At 64.8% G+C, this 17,579-nt stretch carries 16 protein-coding genes; 8 read left to right on the forward strand and 8 right to left on the reverse strand.

Annotation, left to right across the window (positions count from 1 at the left end):
* Positions 1-35: 35 nt before the first annotated feature.
* The 3 genes from HNQ08_RS09085 to HNQ08_RS09095 form a co-directional block, all read right to left on the reverse strand.
* Positions 36-932, reverse strand: coding sequence for a branched-chain amino acid ABC transporter permease (locus HNQ08_RS09085; protein ID WP_184130202.1), 897 nt, complete (start codon positions 930-932; stop codon positions 36-38).
* A gap of 64 nt (positions 933-996) precedes the next feature.
* Positions 997-2,961 carry an AMP-binding protein gene (locus HNQ08_RS09090; protein WP_184130205.1) on the reverse strand — a complete coding sequence of 655 codons (1,965 nt, stop codon included), beginning with the start codon at positions 2,959-2,961 and terminating at the stop codon, positions 997-999.
* Positions 2,958-3,758 carry an ABC transporter ATP-binding protein gene (locus HNQ08_RS09095; protein ID WP_184130208.1) on the reverse strand — a complete coding sequence of 267 codons (801 nt, stop codon included), beginning with the start codon at positions 3,756-3,758 and terminating at the stop codon, positions 2,958-2,960. Before HNQ08_RS09095 ends, HNQ08_RS09090 begins: the two co-directional genes overlap by 4 nt.
* Before the next feature lie 231 nt (positions 3,759-3,989).
* Here HNQ08_RS09095 and HNQ08_RS09100 point away from each other — a divergent pair, with 231 nt between their 5' ends.
* Complete coding sequence (locus tag HNQ08_RS09100) at positions 3,990-5,531, forward strand: AMP-binding protein (RefSeq protein WP_184130211.1); 1,542 nt, start codon at positions 3,990-3,992, stop codon at positions 5,529-5,531.
* Here HNQ08_RS09100 and HNQ08_RS09105 read toward each other — a convergent pair.
* Positions 5,528-6,202: a lysophospholipid acyltransferase family protein gene (locus tag HNQ08_RS09105; RefSeq protein WP_184130213.1), complete on the reverse strand. Its 675-nt coding sequence runs from the start codon at positions 6,200-6,202 to the stop codon at positions 5,528-5,530. The genes HNQ08_RS09100 and HNQ08_RS09105 overlap by 4 nt on opposite strands.
* 70 nt (positions 6,203-6,272) lie before the next feature.
* Here HNQ08_RS09105 and HNQ08_RS09110 point away from each other — a divergent pair, with 70 nt between their 5' ends.
* Positions 6,273-6,905, forward strand: coding sequence for an SDR family oxidoreductase (locus HNQ08_RS09110; protein WP_184130215.1), 633 nt, complete (start codon positions 6,273-6,275; stop codon positions 6,903-6,905).
* 15 nt (positions 6,906-6,920) lie between these two features.
* Here the strand turns inward: HNQ08_RS09110 and HNQ08_RS09115 are convergent, their stop codons facing one another.
* The gene (locus HNQ08_RS09115; RefSeq protein WP_184130217.1) at positions 6,921-8,018 is read right to left on the reverse strand and encodes an alpha/beta hydrolase; all 1,098 of its coding nucleotides are present in this window, start codon (positions 8,016-8,018) and stop codon (positions 6,921-6,923) included.
* Between the two features lie 333 nt (positions 8,019-8,351).
* On the opposite strand from HNQ08_RS09115, the gene lon reads away from it, so the two are divergent.
* The gene (lon, locus tag HNQ08_RS09120) at positions 8,352-10,802 is read left to right on the forward strand and encodes an endopeptidase La (protein ID WP_184130219.1); all 2,451 of its coding nucleotides are present in this window, start codon (positions 8,352-8,354) and stop codon (positions 10,800-10,802) included.
* A 91-nt stretch (positions 10,803-10,893) separates the two neighbouring features.
* The gene (locus HNQ08_RS09125) at positions 10,894-11,421 is read left to right on the forward strand and encodes a YqgE/AlgH family protein (protein WP_184130221.1); all 528 of its coding nucleotides are present in this window, start codon (positions 10,894-10,896) and stop codon (positions 11,419-11,421) included.
* A gap of 132 nt (positions 11,422-11,553) precedes the next feature.
* Here HNQ08_RS09125 and murA read toward each other — a convergent pair whose 3' ends face one another.
* Complete coding sequence (murA, locus tag HNQ08_RS09130; protein ID WP_184130224.1) at positions 11,554-12,831, reverse strand: UDP-N-acetylglucosamine 1-carboxyvinyltransferase; 1,278 nt, start codon at positions 12,829-12,831, stop codon at positions 11,554-11,556.
* A 300-nt stretch (positions 12,832-13,131) separates the two neighbouring features.
* On the opposite strand from murA, the gene HNQ08_RS09135 reads away from it, so the two are divergent.
* Positions 13,132-13,365 carry a transcriptional regulator gene (locus HNQ08_RS09135; RefSeq protein ID WP_184130227.1) on the forward strand — a complete coding sequence of 78 codons (234 nt, stop codon included), beginning with the start codon at positions 13,132-13,134 and terminating at the stop codon, positions 13,363-13,365.
* 97 nt (positions 13,366-13,462) lie between these two features.
* Positions 13,463-14,119, forward strand: coding sequence for a class I SAM-dependent methyltransferase (locus tag HNQ08_RS09140; protein WP_184130231.1), 657 nt, complete (start codon positions 13,463-13,465; stop codon positions 14,117-14,119).
* A gap of 19 nt (positions 14,120-14,138) precedes the next feature.
* Here the strand turns inward: HNQ08_RS09140 and truA are convergent, their stop codons facing one another.
* Entirely contained in the window at positions 14,139-14,930 is a 792-nt protein-coding gene (truA, locus tag HNQ08_RS09145) for a tRNA pseudouridine(38-40) synthase TruA (RefSeq protein WP_184130234.1), read from the reverse strand.
* 61 nt (positions 14,931-14,991) lie between these two features.
* On the opposite strand from truA, the gene HNQ08_RS09150 reads away from it, so the two are divergent.
* A complete protein-coding gene (locus tag HNQ08_RS09150) occupies positions 14,992-15,828 on the forward strand; it encodes a peptidoglycan DD-metalloendopeptidase family protein (protein WP_229790035.1) in 837 nt (278 codons plus the stop codon).
* A 10-nt stretch (positions 15,829-15,838) separates the two neighbouring features.
* Positions 15,839-16,084, forward strand: a complete 246-nt coding sequence (locus tag HNQ08_RS09155) for an antibiotic biosynthesis monooxygenase family protein (protein WP_184130240.1) — start codon at positions 15,839-15,841, stop codon at positions 16,082-16,084.
* A gap of 300 nt (positions 16,085-16,384) precedes the next feature.
* On the opposite strand, the gene surE is transcribed toward HNQ08_RS09155, so the two are convergent.
* Positions 16,385-17,158, reverse strand: a complete 774-nt coding sequence (gene surE / locus HNQ08_RS09160; protein WP_184130242.1) for a 5'/3'-nucleotidase SurE — start codon at positions 17,156-17,158, stop codon at positions 16,385-16,387.
* Positions 17,159-17,579: the final 421 nt, after the last annotated feature.

A 17,579-nucleotide genomic window follows, 5' to 3' on the forward strand; every position in this document is an offset into this window, starting at 1 on the left:
CGCCAGACTCCTGCCCCGTTGACAGGCCGCAGCGCCTACACACGCTCGATCTCCTTGGTCCCGAACAGGCCGTAAGGGCGGATCAGCAGCACGATGATCAGGATGATGAAGGGAAACACCTCGCGGGTACCGCCCCCCGGCACGATGCCATCCAGGTAGCCCGCCGAGAGATTTTCCAGAATCCCGATCAGCATGCCGCCTACGATGGCCCCCACCACGCTGTCCAGACCGCCCAGGATCACCACCGGAAAAACCTTGAGGCCGATGCCCGCTAGACCGCCCAGGGTCAGGCCGCTCATTAGGCCCAGGATCACGCCCGCCGCCGCGGCGGTGAGGCCCGCCGCCGCCCAGGCCAGGGCAAACACGCGCTCCACGCTGGTGCCAACGCTCATGGCAGCCATCTGGTCATCGGCGACGGCGCGCATGGTGATGCCCAGGGTGCTCTTATTGAAAAAGTAGGTGAACCCCCCCAGCAGGCCCAGCGCCATCAGGACGCCCGCGATCTGCGTCTTTGAGAGGGGCAGGCCGAACAGCTCGATGCCCTGTCCGGTCAGCAGCGCGGGCCGCTCGAAGCTGAAGGTTCCCGCACCGTAGGGCGTCAGGTGGATCAGCCCGTCGATGACGCTGCTCAGGCCAATCGTGACCATGATGACCGCGATGATCGGCTCGCCCACCATGCGCCTCAGGAAGACGCGCTCGATCAGCATCCCGAGCACGAACGTCGCCAGCATGGCGATCAGTCCGGCCAGCCAGAAATTGACCCCACGCTGCGTCAGGGCGAAGGCAATAAACGCCCCGGTGGCGATGATCTGTCCGTGCGCGAAGTTGATCACGCGGCTGGACTTGTAGATCAGCACAAACCCCAGCGCGGCCAGGGCATAGACGCTGCCAATCACGACGCCCGCGATCAGTAGTTGCGGCAGTAGTTCCACTCGGACCTCCGGTGAAGTGCAAAGTGTGCAGTCGAGAGGGTGGAGGTGGGGCAGGCTGGGGCCGTCATGCCCTCACCCCTTGCGCCTGCACGCTGATCCGTGGCAACCGCTGTTCGGCCCCCGGAATGCGGTGAACGACCACGTCCGTCTCCACGCGCTGGGTCTGCCCATCCTGGTACTTGAACGTCGCCTCCACCCGCACCGCGTCCGAGCCGTCATAGAGGGCGGCAACGATGGGGGCGTACTTCTGGCGGATCAGCTTGCGCCTTACCTTTCCGGTGCGGGTCAGTTCGTCGTCGTCGGCGTCCAGCAGCTTGTACAGCAGCACGAACCGGGCGATACGCTCATGGGGTTCCAGCCGGGTATTGGCCTCCTGCACTTCCTTCAGGATCAATTCGGCCAGCTCCGGCTTGCTGCTGAGGTCCATGTACGTGCTGTAGGCGATCTGGCGCTTCTCGGCCCACTGCCCGGCGGTGAGGGGATCGACGTTCAGAAAGGCCGTGACCTCGTTCTCACCGTCGCCAAAGGCCACCGCCTCCTTGATGTAGGGGCTGAATTTCAGCCGGTTCTCAATGAACTGTGGACTGAAGGTCTCGCCATTCGCCGTTTTCATTACGTCGCTCAGCCGGTCGATGACCTGCAGGTGGCCGTCGGGGGTCAGGCGTCCAGCGTCGCCGCTGTGCAGCCAGCCGTCCCGAATCGTCTCGGCGCTGGCGTCGTCGCGCTTGTAGTAGCCCACCACCACGGCGGGACTGCGGCTGATGATCTCGCCCTCCTCGGTGATGCGAACCTCGCCGCCGGGCAGAATCTTGCCCACAGTGTCGAAGCGCACGTCGCCGTCGCGGTGGACGTAGGCAATCCCGATATTCTCGGTCTGGCCGTAAATCTGTTTCAGGTTCACGCCCAAGCCGTGGTAGAAGCGGAAGACGTCCGGCCCCAGCGCCGCGCCGCCAGTGTAGGCGCGCTTGAGGCGCAGGAATCCCAGCCCGTCAAGCAACGGACGGGTCAGGCCCCAGTACGCCACCCAGCGCTTGAGGGCCGCCGCACCGCCCGCCTTCTTGCCACTTAGGCTGGCATCAGCAGCGTCGGTGCTCCACTGCAACAGCTTGCGGTACAGCGCCCGATTGGGGCCGTAGCTCTCCTGCATGCGGATGAACATGCTGCTCTGAATGCCCTCCCATACGCGTGGCGGGGCGAACATGAAGTGCGGGCCGATCTCCACGAGATCGCTCATGGCCGTCTCGTTGCTTTCGGGGAAATTGACGGTCACCGCGTTGGCCAGCGCCACCGCCACCGTCATCATCTGCTCGCCAATCCAGGCCATCGGCAGGAAGGACAGGTAATCGTCGCCGGGGTTCAGCGGGTCCACCTCACCCAGCGCCCGGCCCATGTACAGCAGATTGCGGTGCGACAGCATGGCCGCCTTGGGGTTCCCGGTGGTGCCGGAGGTGAGGCTGAAGTGACACACGTCGTCGGGCCTGCCCTGGGCGGCCTCACGGTCAAAGATGGTGGCCGCTTCCGCTCTGCCCAGTTCCAGCAGTTTCTCAAAGGACATGAACCAGTCGTCGCCCGCGTGCTTGCTCATGCCGCGCGCGTCCTCGTAGATCACCTTCCGGATGTTGGGGAGACTGGCGCGGTGCTCGAGCAGCTTGTCCACCTGCTCCTCGTCCTCGGCCAGGACCACCACGGCGTCGGTGTAGTCCAGCACGTAACGCACTTCCTCGGCCACGCTGCTCTGGTACACGCCCACGCTGACGGCCCCCAGCGCCTGCGCGCCGACTTCCATGAACACCCAGGCGGGAATGTTGTCGGCCAGGACCGCGACCTTCTCGCCACGCACGACGCCCAGGGCATGCAGTCCGGCGGCGACCTCGCGCGCCCGGGCCAGATAGTCCGCGTACGTCGTCTCGTTCCAGATGCCGTACTCCTTGTGGCGCAGGGCGACGGCTTTAGGCGTCTGGACCGCACGTTTTGCAAGGAGTTGGGGGATGGTCAGGGCGGTCACATCGCCAACGTCGTAGGCGGTCATGCCCCCACCGCATGTTTTTGCTCGGCGACGCCCGTGTACGCCTCGATCACGCGCGGATCGGCGCTCACCACTTCGGGCCGTCCGCCCGCGATCAATTGGCCAAAATCCAGCACGTACACGCGGTCACTGATGTCCATGACCACACCCATATCGTGCTCGATCAGCACCACCGTGACGCCCTGCTCGCGCTGGATGTCTAGGATAAAGCGCACCATGTCCTCCTTTTCCTCGACGTTCATGCCTGCCATCGGCTCGTCGAGCAACAGCAGTTCCGGAGACAGGGTCAGGGCGCGGGCCACCTCCACCCGTTTCTGGATGCCGTAGGCCAGGGTGCCCACCGGATGCGAGCGGTGCTGTTCCAGTTCCATGAAATCGATAATGCGCTCGACGTAGGCGCGGTTTTCGGCCTCCTGGCGACTGGCGCGGCCATAAAAGACCAGGCTGTCCAGCAGACCGTAACGCAGGTGCGTGTGCCGGGCCAACAACAGGTTTTCCACGACACTCAGCCCCCGGAACAGCTCCAGGTTCTGGAAGGCGCGGGCTATGCCGTAGCCGGTGACCACGTTGGGGGCGGCGCGGCTCAGGTCATGCTGGCCGAAGGTGATGCGGCCCCGTGTTGGGTGATAGAAGCCGCTGATGCAGTTGAGCAGGCTGGTCTTGCCCGCCCCGTTCGGCCCGATGATGCTGACGATCTCACCCGGCGGCACGGTCAGGCTCACGTCGGTCAGCGCGTTGAGGCCGCCGAACGTGAGGGTGACCCCCTGAACTTCGAGTTGCGGAGCTGAAGGCTGAGACATGACACCTCGCGGGCACAGGCTTAAGGAACGGCGTATAGACGATTTCAAAAAGAGTTGTCGGTGAAACGATTATGGGGGGCGAATCCGATTCGGGAGCCCTGATTGATCTAGACATTCCATCGGCCCAGAACATTTCAAAGGTTATCTGTCTAGACCAATATCGACATCTGCATGGCTGTCATCCTCAGACTGGTCAGCACCCCATTCCCTCCTGCCGCCAGAGGCTCCGCCGTGAAAACTCCGCTTACCCCGCTTGAACCCGTTCTGCGCGCCCTGCACATCCACCACAGTCGTCCAGCGATCAAGGCGGGCGATCTGACACTGGGCTACGCCGACTTGGCCGGACGGACCGCCCGTTTCCTGACGTTGCTGAAAGCCAGCGGGCTGACTCGTGGGGCACACGTCCTGCTGATCTCGCCCAACACGCCGGACGCGCTGCTGGCCTTTCACGCTGTGCCGCTGGCCGGGGGCGTGATCGTACCCCTCAATCCCGCCTTCAGCGACGAGGCCCTGGGTTTTCTGGCCGGCCACGCTGATCCGGTCGTTGCGCTGGTGGACACCGCCTGTTTAGCGCGTGTGGGCGGGCGGCTGGAGCAACTCGGAGTTCCGATCACTGAAATTGGTACAGCCTCCGATCTGGACGCGAGGCTGGGTGCGGTCTCCCCCGCCCCGCTCGAACTGCCCGACACGCTGGACGAGGACTCTCCCATCAGCATCAATTACACCAGCGGCACCACCAGCGATCCGAAAGGCGTGATGGTGACGCACCGCAACGCATATATCAACCTCAGCAACCTGCTGTACCACCTGAATTTGCGCCCCGGCAGCGTGTATCTGCACGCCCTGCCGCTGGCGCACGGCAACGGGTGGGGCAGCGCGTGGGCGGTGACGGCGGCAGGGGGCACCCACGTGATGCTGGGTGGCCATGAGACGCACGAGCTTCGCGGGGCACTCCTCACGCGCGGCATCACGCATCTGTTCGCCTCGCCCGCCATCCTGACCCCGCTCTCAGATTCCGCCGCACCGCTGACCCTGCCGCACCCGGTGCGGCTGCTGGTGGCTGGAACGCTCCCGCCACCGCAGCTGCTGGGCCACCTGCGCGCCCAGGGCTTCGAGGTGCTGCACGGTTACGGCCTGACCGAGACGAACGCGGTGATGACGGTGACCGAGCTTGAGGCGGCGGACGCCGACACCCGTGTTCTTTCGCGCCAGGGACACCCGATGATGTTCGGCGGTCAGGTGCGCGTGGTGGCCGAGGATGGGCAGGCCGTTCCAGCCGACGGGTTCACGCCCGGGGAGATCGTCATCCGGGGCAATCAGGTCATGAAGGGCTACTACAAGAACCGCGCCGCCACACGGCGGGCACTGGAGGGCGGCTGGCTGCACACCGGAGACCTCGCGGTGGTTCACCCCGACGGGCGGGTGGACATTCTGGACCGGGCAGGCGATCTGCTGACCATTGACGGCCACAGCGTATCGAGTGCGCAGATTGAGGCCGTACTGTACCGACACCCCAGCGTGCGTGAGGCGGTGGTGGTGGCCGGACAAGACCACGCGGACGGGAGCTGTGCCGTCGCCTTCGTGACCCTGCACCCTGGAGCGGGCGTGCGCGGCGACGAGTTGCGCAGCTTCTGCACGCCGCACCTGCCGGAACACGCCCTGCCCCAGCAGGTGCAGCTGGTGGCCGAACTGCCGAAAACCGCCAGCGGCAAGGTCCTGAAGCATGTCCTGCGGGCACAGGCCCGTCAGCAGGCCCTGGTAACGCCCCTCTAGACCCGCTCACCCACAGGTTGTGCCAGTTCCCGCAAGCGCTCGCCCAGTTCTGCCGTTACCTGCTTGATGCCCCCCTGGGCCTCGATGGGCGCACCGAAACGCACGATCCAGCGCCTGCCCTCGCGGCAGATGCCCGCGGGCAGAATCGGGGCGCGCGCCTTGGCGGCAATGAGGGCCACGCCGCCTTGCAAGGCCGGGCCGCCGCGCGTGCCCTGCGGAAAGATGCCCACCGTGCCGCCCTTCTTCAGAATCCGGACCGCCATGCGGACGGCCCCCAGATCGTTCCCGGAGCGGTCCACCGGAAAGCTGCCGCCCGTGCTGATGATCCAGCCGATGACCGGCACGAACAGTTCCTTTTTCGCCATGAACTGCACGAAGCGCCCCGGCGGTAGGGCGCGGGCCACCATAAACGGGTCGATGTTGGCCCGGTGGTTGGCCGCGATGACCAACGGTGTCCCGGGGGGCGGCACATGCTCGCGCCCGTGCACCTCCAGGTGGGCGCCGCTGAACATAACCGGCAGGTAGGTCAGGGCCACAACAGCGCGGTAGACCCTGGGGTCCACCTGAGGCGGTGCTGGCTCGGCTGGAGCAGGCTTGGCCGCGGCGGTGGGCCGCGTGGAATCGCGGAGCGGTACGGAGCCGGTAGGCTCGGGGCGGGCGGCGTCGCTCATGAGGGCAGGATACGCCCAGCGTAAGGAGGCAGACCCTTTACTTTTGCCCACCCCGCTTTAGCCTTGGGTCATGAAGATCGCAGTGATCGGTGCGGCGGGCGGTGTGGGCCGCCGGGTGGTGGCGCAAGCCACCAAAGCAGGACATGAAGTGATGGCCCTGGTGCGCCGCGAGGAACAGGCCGACATGATGTCTCTGTACGGCGCAGAACCCGTGATGGGTGATCTGGAAGGCGACTGGCAGAGTGTGCTGGGCGGTGCGGAAGCGGTGGTGTGGGCCGCAGGTGGTGGTGCGGGCGGCGACTTCAGAGCCATTGACGGTGAGGCGCTTAAGCACGTGACCGACGTGCTGGCAGAGCGTGGACCCAAACGCTTCGTGGTGGTCAGCAGCATGGGCGTGGACCGCCCGGAGCAGATGCCGCCCTTCCTGCAACAGGTTCTCAGGGTCAAGGCCGAGGCGGACAGCCACGTGCAGGGCAGCGAGCTGGACTGGACCATTGTTCGACCTGGCGGGCTGTCGGACCAGCCCGGCAGCGGCATGGTCACGGTGGACACCCACATGCCCAGCGGCAGCATTCCGCGTGACGATGTGGCGGCTCTGGTACTGGCCTGCCTGGGCGAACCGTCCACTGTGGGCAAGACTTTCGAGGTTGTGGCGGGCGATCAGGGCATCTCGGACGCCATCGAGGGTCTGGCGTCTCAGTAACCGGCCGAACTGGCGTTACCGGGAGGCCTGGACAGACAGGCCTTCCAGCCACCAACGCAGGAACGCCGGAAAACGCGCTGCCCACGCCGCCTCGTCGTGCCAGTGGTTTTCCCCGATGGTAACCTGAACTTCCCGCACTTTTGGGCGCAGGCGAGCGGCCAGGTCATGGGTCAGGGCCACCATCTCCGCCGCGCCCTGCAAGGAATCGGCCTCGCGGTCACCCATGTCGAGCCAGACGCGACTTCGGGGGGCCGTGCGCCCTTCCATCCAGCGCAACAGCTCGAAATCGGCGGGGAAGATCGCCGGACTGAACACCCCCAACGTGCCGAACTCGAGCGGAGCACGTAGGCCACCGTACAGCGTGATCAGGCCGCCGAACGACGACCCGGCCAGGGCAGTGTGGGGCGCGTCCACCGCACCAAAGCGTTCTCTCAAGGCCGGTTTCAGCGTCCCTGCAATCCAGTCCAGGTACTCGTCTGCGCCAGGCTGGAAGCCGTTGAGTTCAAAGGGAAAGGGCACGTATCGGCGGCTTCGTTCGTGGTTCACGCTCAGGGCAGCGATCAGGCACGGACGGTTTTCATCGGCAAGGATCTGGGCCGCTCGGGCGACGTTCCAGCTCTGTCCCGCGAAGGTCACGGCCTCGTCGAAGACGTTCTGGCCGTCGTGCAGGATCAACAGGGGCAACGGTTGCCCCGTGGGCGAAGCAGGCCACCACAGCCGGACCACCTGTGGTCCCCAGGGAGCCGCCAGTTCCCACTCCTCTCGCGGCGGCGCAGAGGCGGAGGGCCGACTCCTGCCCTGCCCAGAGTCCTGCCAGCCCCCCAGGTGGAGGCGAATCTCTATGTCGCCGCTCACCACGGCCTTATGGGCGGGGGCACGGCCTCCCCAGACGTCACCCTCCTCGGTAACCTGTCCGTCATGAAGCAACCGGACCTTGACCTCCAGCAATGCTCCCTCGGGCAAATGGGCGTCCAGCACAGCTTCACCGCCCATACGCTCGAAGGTCCAGCCCGCCGGATCATCCCTCCAGTTCCGGTGTGTTCCAGTCAGGAAAAGGGTGCCCTCGGGCGTCTGCGGCGGCAATTCAGGAATCACGAAACGAACCTGGACCATGCCACAGGTTACGCGCCAGACGGCGAGACATGCGACGGACACGTCCAGTCTCCCCACCCTAGACTCGGAGGCCTTAGCGGGCTCCGACGTAAGCCGACCCCCGTCCGGGTTAAGTTCCCGTCAGCTCACGTGAGGTTGATGTCATCACACCGGGAGTACGCTTGAAGGGTCACACAGACGCCGCCGGCCACTCGCCACAGCTTCAGAAACCACTTGCCTTGATTTCCTAAACTTGATATAGTTGCACTCAAGTTTCCTGGCAGAATCATCAGTATCAAAGCCACCGGAAACCTCCTCTCTCGACTGACCTGCAAGGGCCAAAGGAGTTCCGCCATGCCCACCGAGAATCTAAATCTTCCCAAAATCGTCCCCGTCTGCCCGGTTCGCGGCAGCGTGATCTACCCGACGATGGTGCAGCACATTGACGCCAGCCGCTCCATCTCCATCAATGCCATCGAGGCGGCCATGAACGCCGAGAAGGTCATCCTGATCGTGTCCCAGAAGGACAAGGATGTAGATGATCCCAAGGGCGCGGATCTCTACGACGTGGGCACCGCTTGCAATGTGCTGCGCGTCCGCAAGAACCCCGACGGCACCGTGCAGATGCTGGTCAGCGCCGTGGCCCGCGTCAAGGTGGGCAAGTACACCGAGGGCGACCACCTGCGCGCCAGCATCACGGAACTCCCCGTCCCCGCTGACGATCAGGTGGAGTTGCAGGCGCTGAGCCGAGAGCTGCGCGAGCGCTTCGAGGTCATCGCAGGCAACGGCAAGATCAGCAGCGAGAGCGTGCAGACCATCAACGGCAAGGACGACGTGGGCGAGATGGCTGACCACATCGCCTTCAACCTGGATTTCAAGCTGGAAGACAAGCAGGCGCTGCTGGAAGCCGTGCGCCTGACCGACCGCATCCGCACGCTGCTGACGTTGTTGGATACCGAGCAGGAAGTGCAGGCCGTGCAGGCCAAGATTCGCGCCCAGGTCAAGGAAGAGATCGACAAGAACCAGCGCGAGTACTATCTGCGCGAGCAGATGAAGGTCATCCAGAAGGAACTGCAGGGTGGTGAGGACGGCGAGGAAGGCGATGAGGCCGAGGTGTTCCGCGCCAAGATCGACGCGCTGGACCTCAAGCCCGACGTGAAGAAGGAAATTGACCGCGAGGTCAACCGCCTGGCCCGCATGCACCCCGACGCCGCCGAGGCCTCGGTCATCCGGACCTACCTGACCTGGGTCACTGAGCTGCCGTGGAACGAGCGCAGCGAGGACCGCCTGGACGTCGAGGAAGCCGCGCAGGTGCTGGACGAGGACCACTACGGTCTGGAAAAGGTCAAGGACCGCGTGCTGGAATTCCTGGCCGTGCGCCGCCTCCGCAAGGAGCGCGCCGAACGCGGTGAGCTGAGCGCAGAGGACGTGAACAAGGGACCGATCCTGGTCTTCACCGGCCCTCCCGGCGTGGGTAAGACCAGCATCGCGCAGAGCATCGCCAAGGCGCTGGGGCGTAAATACGTGCGGATCGCCCTGGGCGGCGCACGCGACGAGTCCGACATTCGCGGTCACCGCCGCACCTACATCGGCGCGATGCCAGGCCGTTTGATCCAGGGCATCCGCACGGCCGGCACCAAGAACCCGGTGATCCTGCTCGACGAGGTGGACAAGCTGGGCAGCTCCTATCAGGGCGATCCCAGTGCGGCGCTGCTCGAAGTACTGGACCCCGCGCAGAACCAGAACTTCACCGATCACTACTTGGGCGTGGCTTTCGACCTCAGCGAAGTGATGTTCATCGCCACCGCCAACTATCCCGAGCAGATTCCCGCCGCGCTGATGGACCGCATGGAAGTGATCGACTTCTCCAGCTACATTGAGCAGGAGAAGCTGGAAATCGCCAAACGGTACCTGATGCCGCGTCAGCTGACGCAGAACGGCCTGAAGCCCAATCAGATCTCCTTTACCGACGCTGCGCTGGAAAGGCTGATCAGCCACTACACCCGCGAGGCCGGAGTCCGTAATCTGGAGCGCGAGATCGGCACAGTGGCCCGCAAGGTGGCCCGCCGCATCGCCACCGGTGAGGTCAAGCGCGTCAAGGTGACGGACAAGGAACTGGAGCGTTACCTGGGTCAGGCCCGTCATACCCCGGAGACAGAGAACCGCGAGGACATGGTGGGCGTCTCTACCGGGATGTTCTACACCCCCGTCGGCGGCGACATCCTGTTCGTGGAAACCTCGATCATGCCCGGCAAGGGGCTGGTGTTAACCGGACAGCTCGGAGACGTCATGAAGGAGTCGGCCCGCGCCGCACTGACCTATATCAAGAGCAACGCCGAACGCTTCCACATCGACCGCGCCCGCATTGACGACAGTGAGATTCACGTTCACGTGCCCGCCGGAGCGATTCCCAAGGAAGGTCCCAGCGCAGGCGGCGCGATGGTCACCAGCCTGATCAGCGCCCTGACTGGCATCCCCGCCCGCCACGACGTGGCCATGACGGGCGAAATGACCCTGACCGGGCGGTACCTGCCCATCGGTGGCCTGAAGGAAAAAGTGCTGGGCGCGCGCCGCGCGGGCATCAAGCACATCATCATGCCCAAGGCCAACGAGCCGGACCTGCGCGATATCCCGGTTCACCTGCGCTCCAGCATGCGTTTCCACCCTGCCGAGACGGTGGACCAGGTTCTGGACGTCGCTCTGGTAGGCGGCCTGAAAGCCCTGGAAACCCCTCGGGCTGGCGAGGCGGCCGCCCCGCCCACCAAGCGCCGTCCGGCGCGGCGCGGTTCGGGCGCCAGCGCATAAAGCCTCTACTGCATAACTTGGAGACCCCTGCTTCGGCGGGGGTCTTTTTATGATGTGCGTTGAAGCCTGCTGCCCGCTATTCTGTGCAGCGATGAGTGGGCCCCTGACTTTTCTGGTTGCCAGTCCTCACCTGCACGGCGAGGTCTTCGGCGGCACCGTCATTCTGCTGCTGGAACATGACGCGAACGGCGCCATGGGCCTGATCGTCAACGCGCCGACGCCGCAACCCGTCTCAGAGCTGATGGCCGAGGCCGAAGGCCAGGATGTGCCGGCGTGGCTGGGCGGCCCGGTGGATCCCACGCTGGGCTGGTGCCTGTATCCGGAGGCGCTGGAACTGGACGGCGAGATCCAGCTGGTGAAGGGCCTGAACGTGTCCAGCAGTCTGGACGTGCTGCGCGCCGTGATGGAAAGCGCTCAGCCCTACATGCTGGTGCTGGGCTACGCCGGCTGGAGCGCCGGACAACTGGCCGAGGAAGCGCGGGCAGGTGCCTGGGTCTGGGTGGAACAGGACACGCCGGATCTGCTGTGGACCGTTCCGGCGGCGGACCGTTGGAGCGAGGCGCTGCGCCGGCTGGGTGTGGTTCCCAGCACCATCATGCCGGGTGGGGCGCAGGCCTGATTCTGGAAGAACCTTGCTTCTCGGCAATCTTTCGGACTCCCTGGAACGATGTCTCGGGGAAGCACAAGGCCGCAGTCCTCTCAGAACGCGCCCGCTCTCAAACCGAGGCGGGCGCGTTACTGAATAGGCGTCTCAGTCCATCGCCAGGGCCAGATCGTGCTGCTGCACATTGGCCCCGATACCGCGCAGGCGTTCGGCCAGACGCTCGTACCCCCGGTTCAGGTACTGCACGCCGTCAATGACCGTCTCGCCCTCTGTGGTCAGGCCGGCGATGAACAGCGCCGCTCCAGCGCGCAGGTCGGCAGCCTTGACCGGGGCGGCGTGAAGCTTTGCACCCTGAATGACCTGGGTGTAGCCGCTGACGGTAATGTTCGCTCCCATGCGGTGCAACTCGGCGACGTGGGTCAACCGGTCGGGGTAGACCGGGTCCTGCACGACGCTGGTGCCGGGGACAGTGGCGAGCAGGGCGCTCATCTGCGGCTGCAGATCCGTGGGGAAACCGGGGTAGCTCTGGGTGGTCACGTTGACCGCCTTCAGCTCTGTACCGGTGGCGTCGACGATCAGGGTGGTGCCGTCCTCGGTGATCTGCACGCCCATCTCCTGCAATTTGGCAGTCACCGCGCGCAGGTGATCGGGGCGCACATTCTTGACCTTCAGCTTGCAGCGGGTGGCGGCGGCCAGCATCATGAACGTCCCGGCCTCAATGCGGTCCGGGATCACCGTATAGGATCCTCCGCGCAGTTCAGGCACGCCCCGCACCGTGATGGTGTTGGTTCCCGCACCTGTGATGTCCGCGCCCAGCGAGTTCAGGAACTCCACCATATCCACCACATCGGTGTCGATGCTCGCGTTGTCCAGCACCACGACACCGTCGCCCAGCACGGAGGCCAGGATGGCGTTGTGGGTGCCGCCCACGGTCAGCAGCTCAAAGACGAAATGCCCGTTCAGGCTGCCCTCGCGCCACGCATCGAAATTGCCGCCGTCCTCGGTCAGGGTCACGCCCAGCGCACGGAAGGCCTTGACGTGCTGGTCCACTGGCCGCGGACCCCAGGCGCAGCCTCCCGGCATGCTGACGGTGGCCTGCCCGGCGCGGGCCAGGATCGCGCCCATCACGATAAAGCTGGCGCGCATCTTGCTCACCAGGGCATAGGGCGCGTCGGTGTTCAGAATTTCGGGGGTGTACAGTTCAAGGCTGTTGTCGCCCACCCACTTGTGCTGCGTGCCCAGGTGCGCCATCAGATCCAGGATGGTGTAGACGTCACTGAGGCGCGGAATGCCGTGCAATGTCACTGGCTCACGGCTCAGCAGGGTGGCGACAATCACCGGCAGGGCAGCATTCTTGCTGTGTTGGACGGTAATTTCGCCGCTGAGTGCGCGGCCACCCTTGATGTGAAGTGGGGTTAATTGCATAGGATTCAATCCTCTTGAAAGTGGGTAGAAGCGGCCAGTTCGGAACAGACCAGGACAGTCTAGACGCGCAGGGAGAAATTCACCACACCAGCGTCCACAGGTGCATGTTACACATGTTGCTCACTGTACGTCTACTCTCCCTTATGATCAGCCGTTAAGGGCGCGGATCGTCGATCATCCAGTGAGCAACATGTTGAGGTGAGTGCACCCCCATGCTACGCTCGGCCCACGGTCCGCCGCCTTTCTTTCCATCTGACCTGTTTCCACGGTTATCCCCACGCGGCCCGCACCAGGAGAGGCATGCCCAAGAAGGAACGCAAACGCTTGCAGGTGGTCATCAGCGACGAGCAGGACGCTCTGCTGACGCGCACGGCCTATGAGCTGTCCAGTCCCGAGCGCCTGATCAGCAAGAGCGAGGTCGTGCGGCTGGCCATTGAGAAAATTGCCCGCGAACTCGGCGAGGGACAGCTGACCGGCCATATCGAGGAGTACCGCGCCATCCTGGGCAACGAAGGGAGCGAGGAAGAGGATTAAGGACGCCGGGGAGCAGACGTGAGGGAGCCCGTTTCCGCCCCTCTTTGTTACCCTCGTCTACCATCACCATCTTGCGCGCTCCCGACAAGGAGACTGGGTGGCTGACCGGCCCCATTCACGGGCGTGGTATGCCCGTCTGGCCCACGAGCTGGGCGGTTACTGTCATCCGTGGGCCCGTGTCCTCGACGGCCCGGACCCGGAGCTGACCTTTGACGCGCTGCTGGCCGAACGGCTGCAGCCGGAGACCCATGTGCTGGAAGCAGGCTGCGGTCATGGTCCCGACGCCCTGCGCTTTGGCGGCCAGTGTGCCCGCTGGGCAGCTTACGACTGGCTGCCGGAATTGCTGGACCTGGCCCGTGCCAATGCCCCACATGCTGAATTCTCCCTGTGGGATGGCAAGGGCGAAATACCCTCAGAGCTACTTGGCCCCTTTGACCTGATCGTTTCGCGCCGGGGGCCAACCTCGGTGATTGACCACCTGAATGTCGTGTCCGCGCCAGACGCCCGTTTTCTGTATGTGGGGCCACGTCTGGACGTCCCGCGTGTGCCCGAGCGGCTGGCGGCGGTGGGTTGGGCTGTGCTGAGTGAGTGGCGCGTATCTGTCCGGGCATGGAGCCCGTCGTGGGACGACTGGCAGACCCGCTGCGAATTCATGGGCGAGACCGCCAACCGGGAAGACTGGGACGCGCACGTCGGGGCACGGGGCCGGGCCTATCAGGAAGAACGCTACGTGGTTCTGGCAGGACGGGACTGATGGTCGGGCGACGCTGGCATCAACACCTCCCCTCCTCGCCGTAACTGGCCCCACTGAAATACAGGCCCTGGGCGGGAACGTTCGCGCCAGCCTGTGCCCGCTGCCGGGAGGCCAGGATCTCCGTCACCGCTTCCGCCTCCAGCTTACCGGAACCGACGAGCAGCAGCGTGCCCACCAGACCGCGCACCATGTGGCGCAGGAAGCTCTCGCCCGCAACATGAATTTCCCAGACAAGGTTACCGGGCACAACGCTCAGGGCACGCAACTCCCGCACGGTCTGGCGGTCCTCCTGGGTGGCGAAGGCGGCGAAGTCGTGGGTGCCGATCAGGCAGGCGGCGGCCGCATTCATCGCGGCAGCGTCCAGTCTGCCTGGTACATGCAGCGTGCGACCTTCCCACAGCGGGTGGCGCTGCGGGGCACACAGCAGGCGGTACACGTAGCGCCGCTCGGTGCAGGAAAAGCGAGCGTGGAAGCCTGGTGCGGCCTTTTCCACCCCGAGCACGGCCAGCGAGGGGGATAGGTGGGCATTCAACGCCCGCGCCAGCCGTGGCAGGGGCAAACCAAAATTGGACCCAACGTCCACATGCACCGGCATGGCCTCGGCATGGACCCCGGCGTCGGTGCGTCCGGCGGCGACCGGCCGAAAGGCATCCGACGTCAGGTGTACGAAGGCCGCATGCAGGGATGCCTGCACACTGGGCGCGTTGGGCTGGAACTGCCAGCCGGCGTAGGCTGCACCGTCCCACGCCACAGTCAGCCGCAGCCGGATATGGCCGGGCGGGGGGGCATACTCGGGGCGAGAGGCGATCATGGCGACCAGGGTAGCGTTGCGGTCTCACCGAATCGTGGTTCCAGCAGGTATGCTCTGGGACGTGAAGAACGTCCTGTGCGCCGTCCTCTGCGGCCTGACACTGACCGGCTGGGCGGGAGCCGCCACCTCATACCGGATCAAACCCGGCGACACGCTGAGCCAGATCGCGGCCCGGGCTGGCCTGAGCGTCGCACAGGTGCAGGCCGCCAACCCGATTTTGCGAGGCAAAACGGGTGTGCAGGCCGGTTGGGTGCTGACCCTTCCGGCCCGCCCTGGCGCGGCCACCCAGTACCGGGTACGCTCAGGCGACAACCTGAGCGTGATCGCCAAGCGTTACAGCGTCTCGCTGGCGGGGCTACTGCAGGCCAATCCCAAGTATGCAGGGGGCAAACCCCTTCAGGTGGGCGCGGTGGTCAGGATTCCAGCCCGACCGATGTCGGCCAGTTCGGCGCGGTCCTCATCCCGCACCCCCACCGCCACCGTGCGCCGGGCCAGCACTTCGGGCCGCGCGGGCAACTGGCTGTGGCCGCTGAGCGGATATCAGTACATCAGCAGCGGGTTTGGCGAGCGCACGCTGGAAGGAACGGACGAGATGCACTACGGGGTGGATATCGTGGCTCCGCTGGGCACAATTGTCCGAGCGGCCCGCAGTGGACGCGTGCTGGAATCGAGGCCCGACTTCCAGCGCGGCTGGGGTTGGACCGTGGTCATCGAACACCCGGACGGCTGGATTACCCGCTACGCGCATCTGAGCGCCAACCTGATCAAGAAGGGCGAACTGGTCAAACAGGGACAGCCAATTGGCCGCGTGGGCAGCACGGGCCGCAGCACCGGGCCGCACCTGCATTTTGGCACCTACCTGCGCTGGGATCCGCGCGATCCGCTGAGCCTGTACTGAGGGGAGAGTCATGAACGATAAGCCGGCAAAGCGGGTGCATTACACCGAGGCGAGGGGAACGGGTGCCGAGTCGCTCCTGCATGATTTCCTGCGCAGCCTGACTGCCCATCCCGGCTTCCTGGGGGCTGAGTTGCAGGGCAGCCCCGATCAGCCAGGACTGTATCTGGTGGCGAGCCGCTGGAGCGGGACAGGGCCGGACCTCTGCGTCCCAGACGGCGCGAAAGCCTGGAGTTTTGAAGTCATTGCAGAGGTCTGAGTCCACCTGGGAATGGACCTGCAGCGGATGCTTCTGGGCAGACGCAGTCCCTACGTCGGAAAACAATGCCTCTCCCCTATACGGTGCACGAGGAGGCAGGTGAGTACCGTAGCAACCTGACAGCACCGACGTCATCAGGCAGGAGAAGCCGCCCGTTGTGGTTGGCAACAAGAACCAAACTGCGCGGGCGGTAAGCAAAGTAGATCCCTTATACGAGGGGGGTTGCCCATGGGCTGTGGAGCAGCGCGACCCCAGGATGAGCTGCTGCTTTCGCATCGCACACCTTGAGGTCCAGTTCCTCTAAACCTCCGGCAGATAGCTGCCCACCTGTTCCATCAGGTCACGCGCGGTCAGATCCAGCCGAACCGGGGTCACACTGATCAAGCCACGCTGGACCGCGCCATAATCGGTAGTCTCATCGTGGGCGTCCTCAGCGCGACTGACCCCGGCCACCCAGTGATAGTCACGACCCTCGGGGTCCTGACGGGTAACCACGCTGTCCTCCCAGCGGTGGTGGCCCACGGCGGTCACGCGCACCCCCTTGGCCGAGCGGCTGGGAAAGTTGACGTTTAGAAGGGTGCGTGGCGGCAGGCCGTGTTCCAGCACCTGTCGCGCCAGCCGGGCCGCGTAAGCCGCCCCAGCGCTGAAGTCGTACTCGCCGTCCGGCCCGCTCTGCTGGCTGAAGGCGATGGCGGGCAGCCCCAGCGACAGCGCCTCAATGGCCGCCGCCACGGTGCCCGAATGCGTCAGGTCGTCGCCCAGATTGGGGCCGAGGTTGATACCGCTGACCACCAGCTGGGGGCGGCCCAGCAAGTGCACACCCAGCACCACGCAGTCGGCAGGCGTGCCGTCCACCCGGTATGCGGGAATGTCACCAAAGCCCGCTGACGCCGTGTGTTTGAACCGAAGGGGGCGACGGATGGTGATGCCGTGGCCCACGGCGGACTGCTCCACGTCGGGCGCCACCACGGTCACGTCGGCGAATTCACTCATGGCGAGGCCCAGCGCCTTGATTCCCGGCGAGAAAATGCCATCGTCATTTGACACCAGAATATGACTCTTCTTCCCTGTCATCCGTTCAGCCTACGCTCGACATAGCTGCTGCACGTCAAGCAAAAAGGTTTGATGTCCTGATTCGGGCCTGGGGAATTCTGTTTGGGCCCGTCATTTCTGTCCGGGGAGAGACGCAGGGCTTTAATATCTCTAAGCGGGAGCCGACAAACTTTCAAGTGAGTGTCATTCAAGTGGCCCACCCCCTGACAGCAATAAAAAACCGCTCGGAAGGCGGCTACGAACTTACGGCTCAAAATGTGTTTGCTCTATCGACCTGAGGAGTTCGAATGGTCATCAGGAGATGATTGAGTGACCTTCTCAAGTTTTGCGCGTTCACTGAAGTTGGAGAGGAAAGCGTCGATGACCTGGGGGTCAAACTGTCGTCCGCGTTGCGCGCGCAGCTCCTCGACAGCGGCTTCGTGGGTCCAGGCCGACTTGTAGG

This window comes from Deinococcus humi (assembly GCF_014201875.1).
Lineage (GTDB): Bacteria > Deinococcota > Deinococci > Deinococcales > Deinococcaceae > Deinococcus > Deinococcus humi.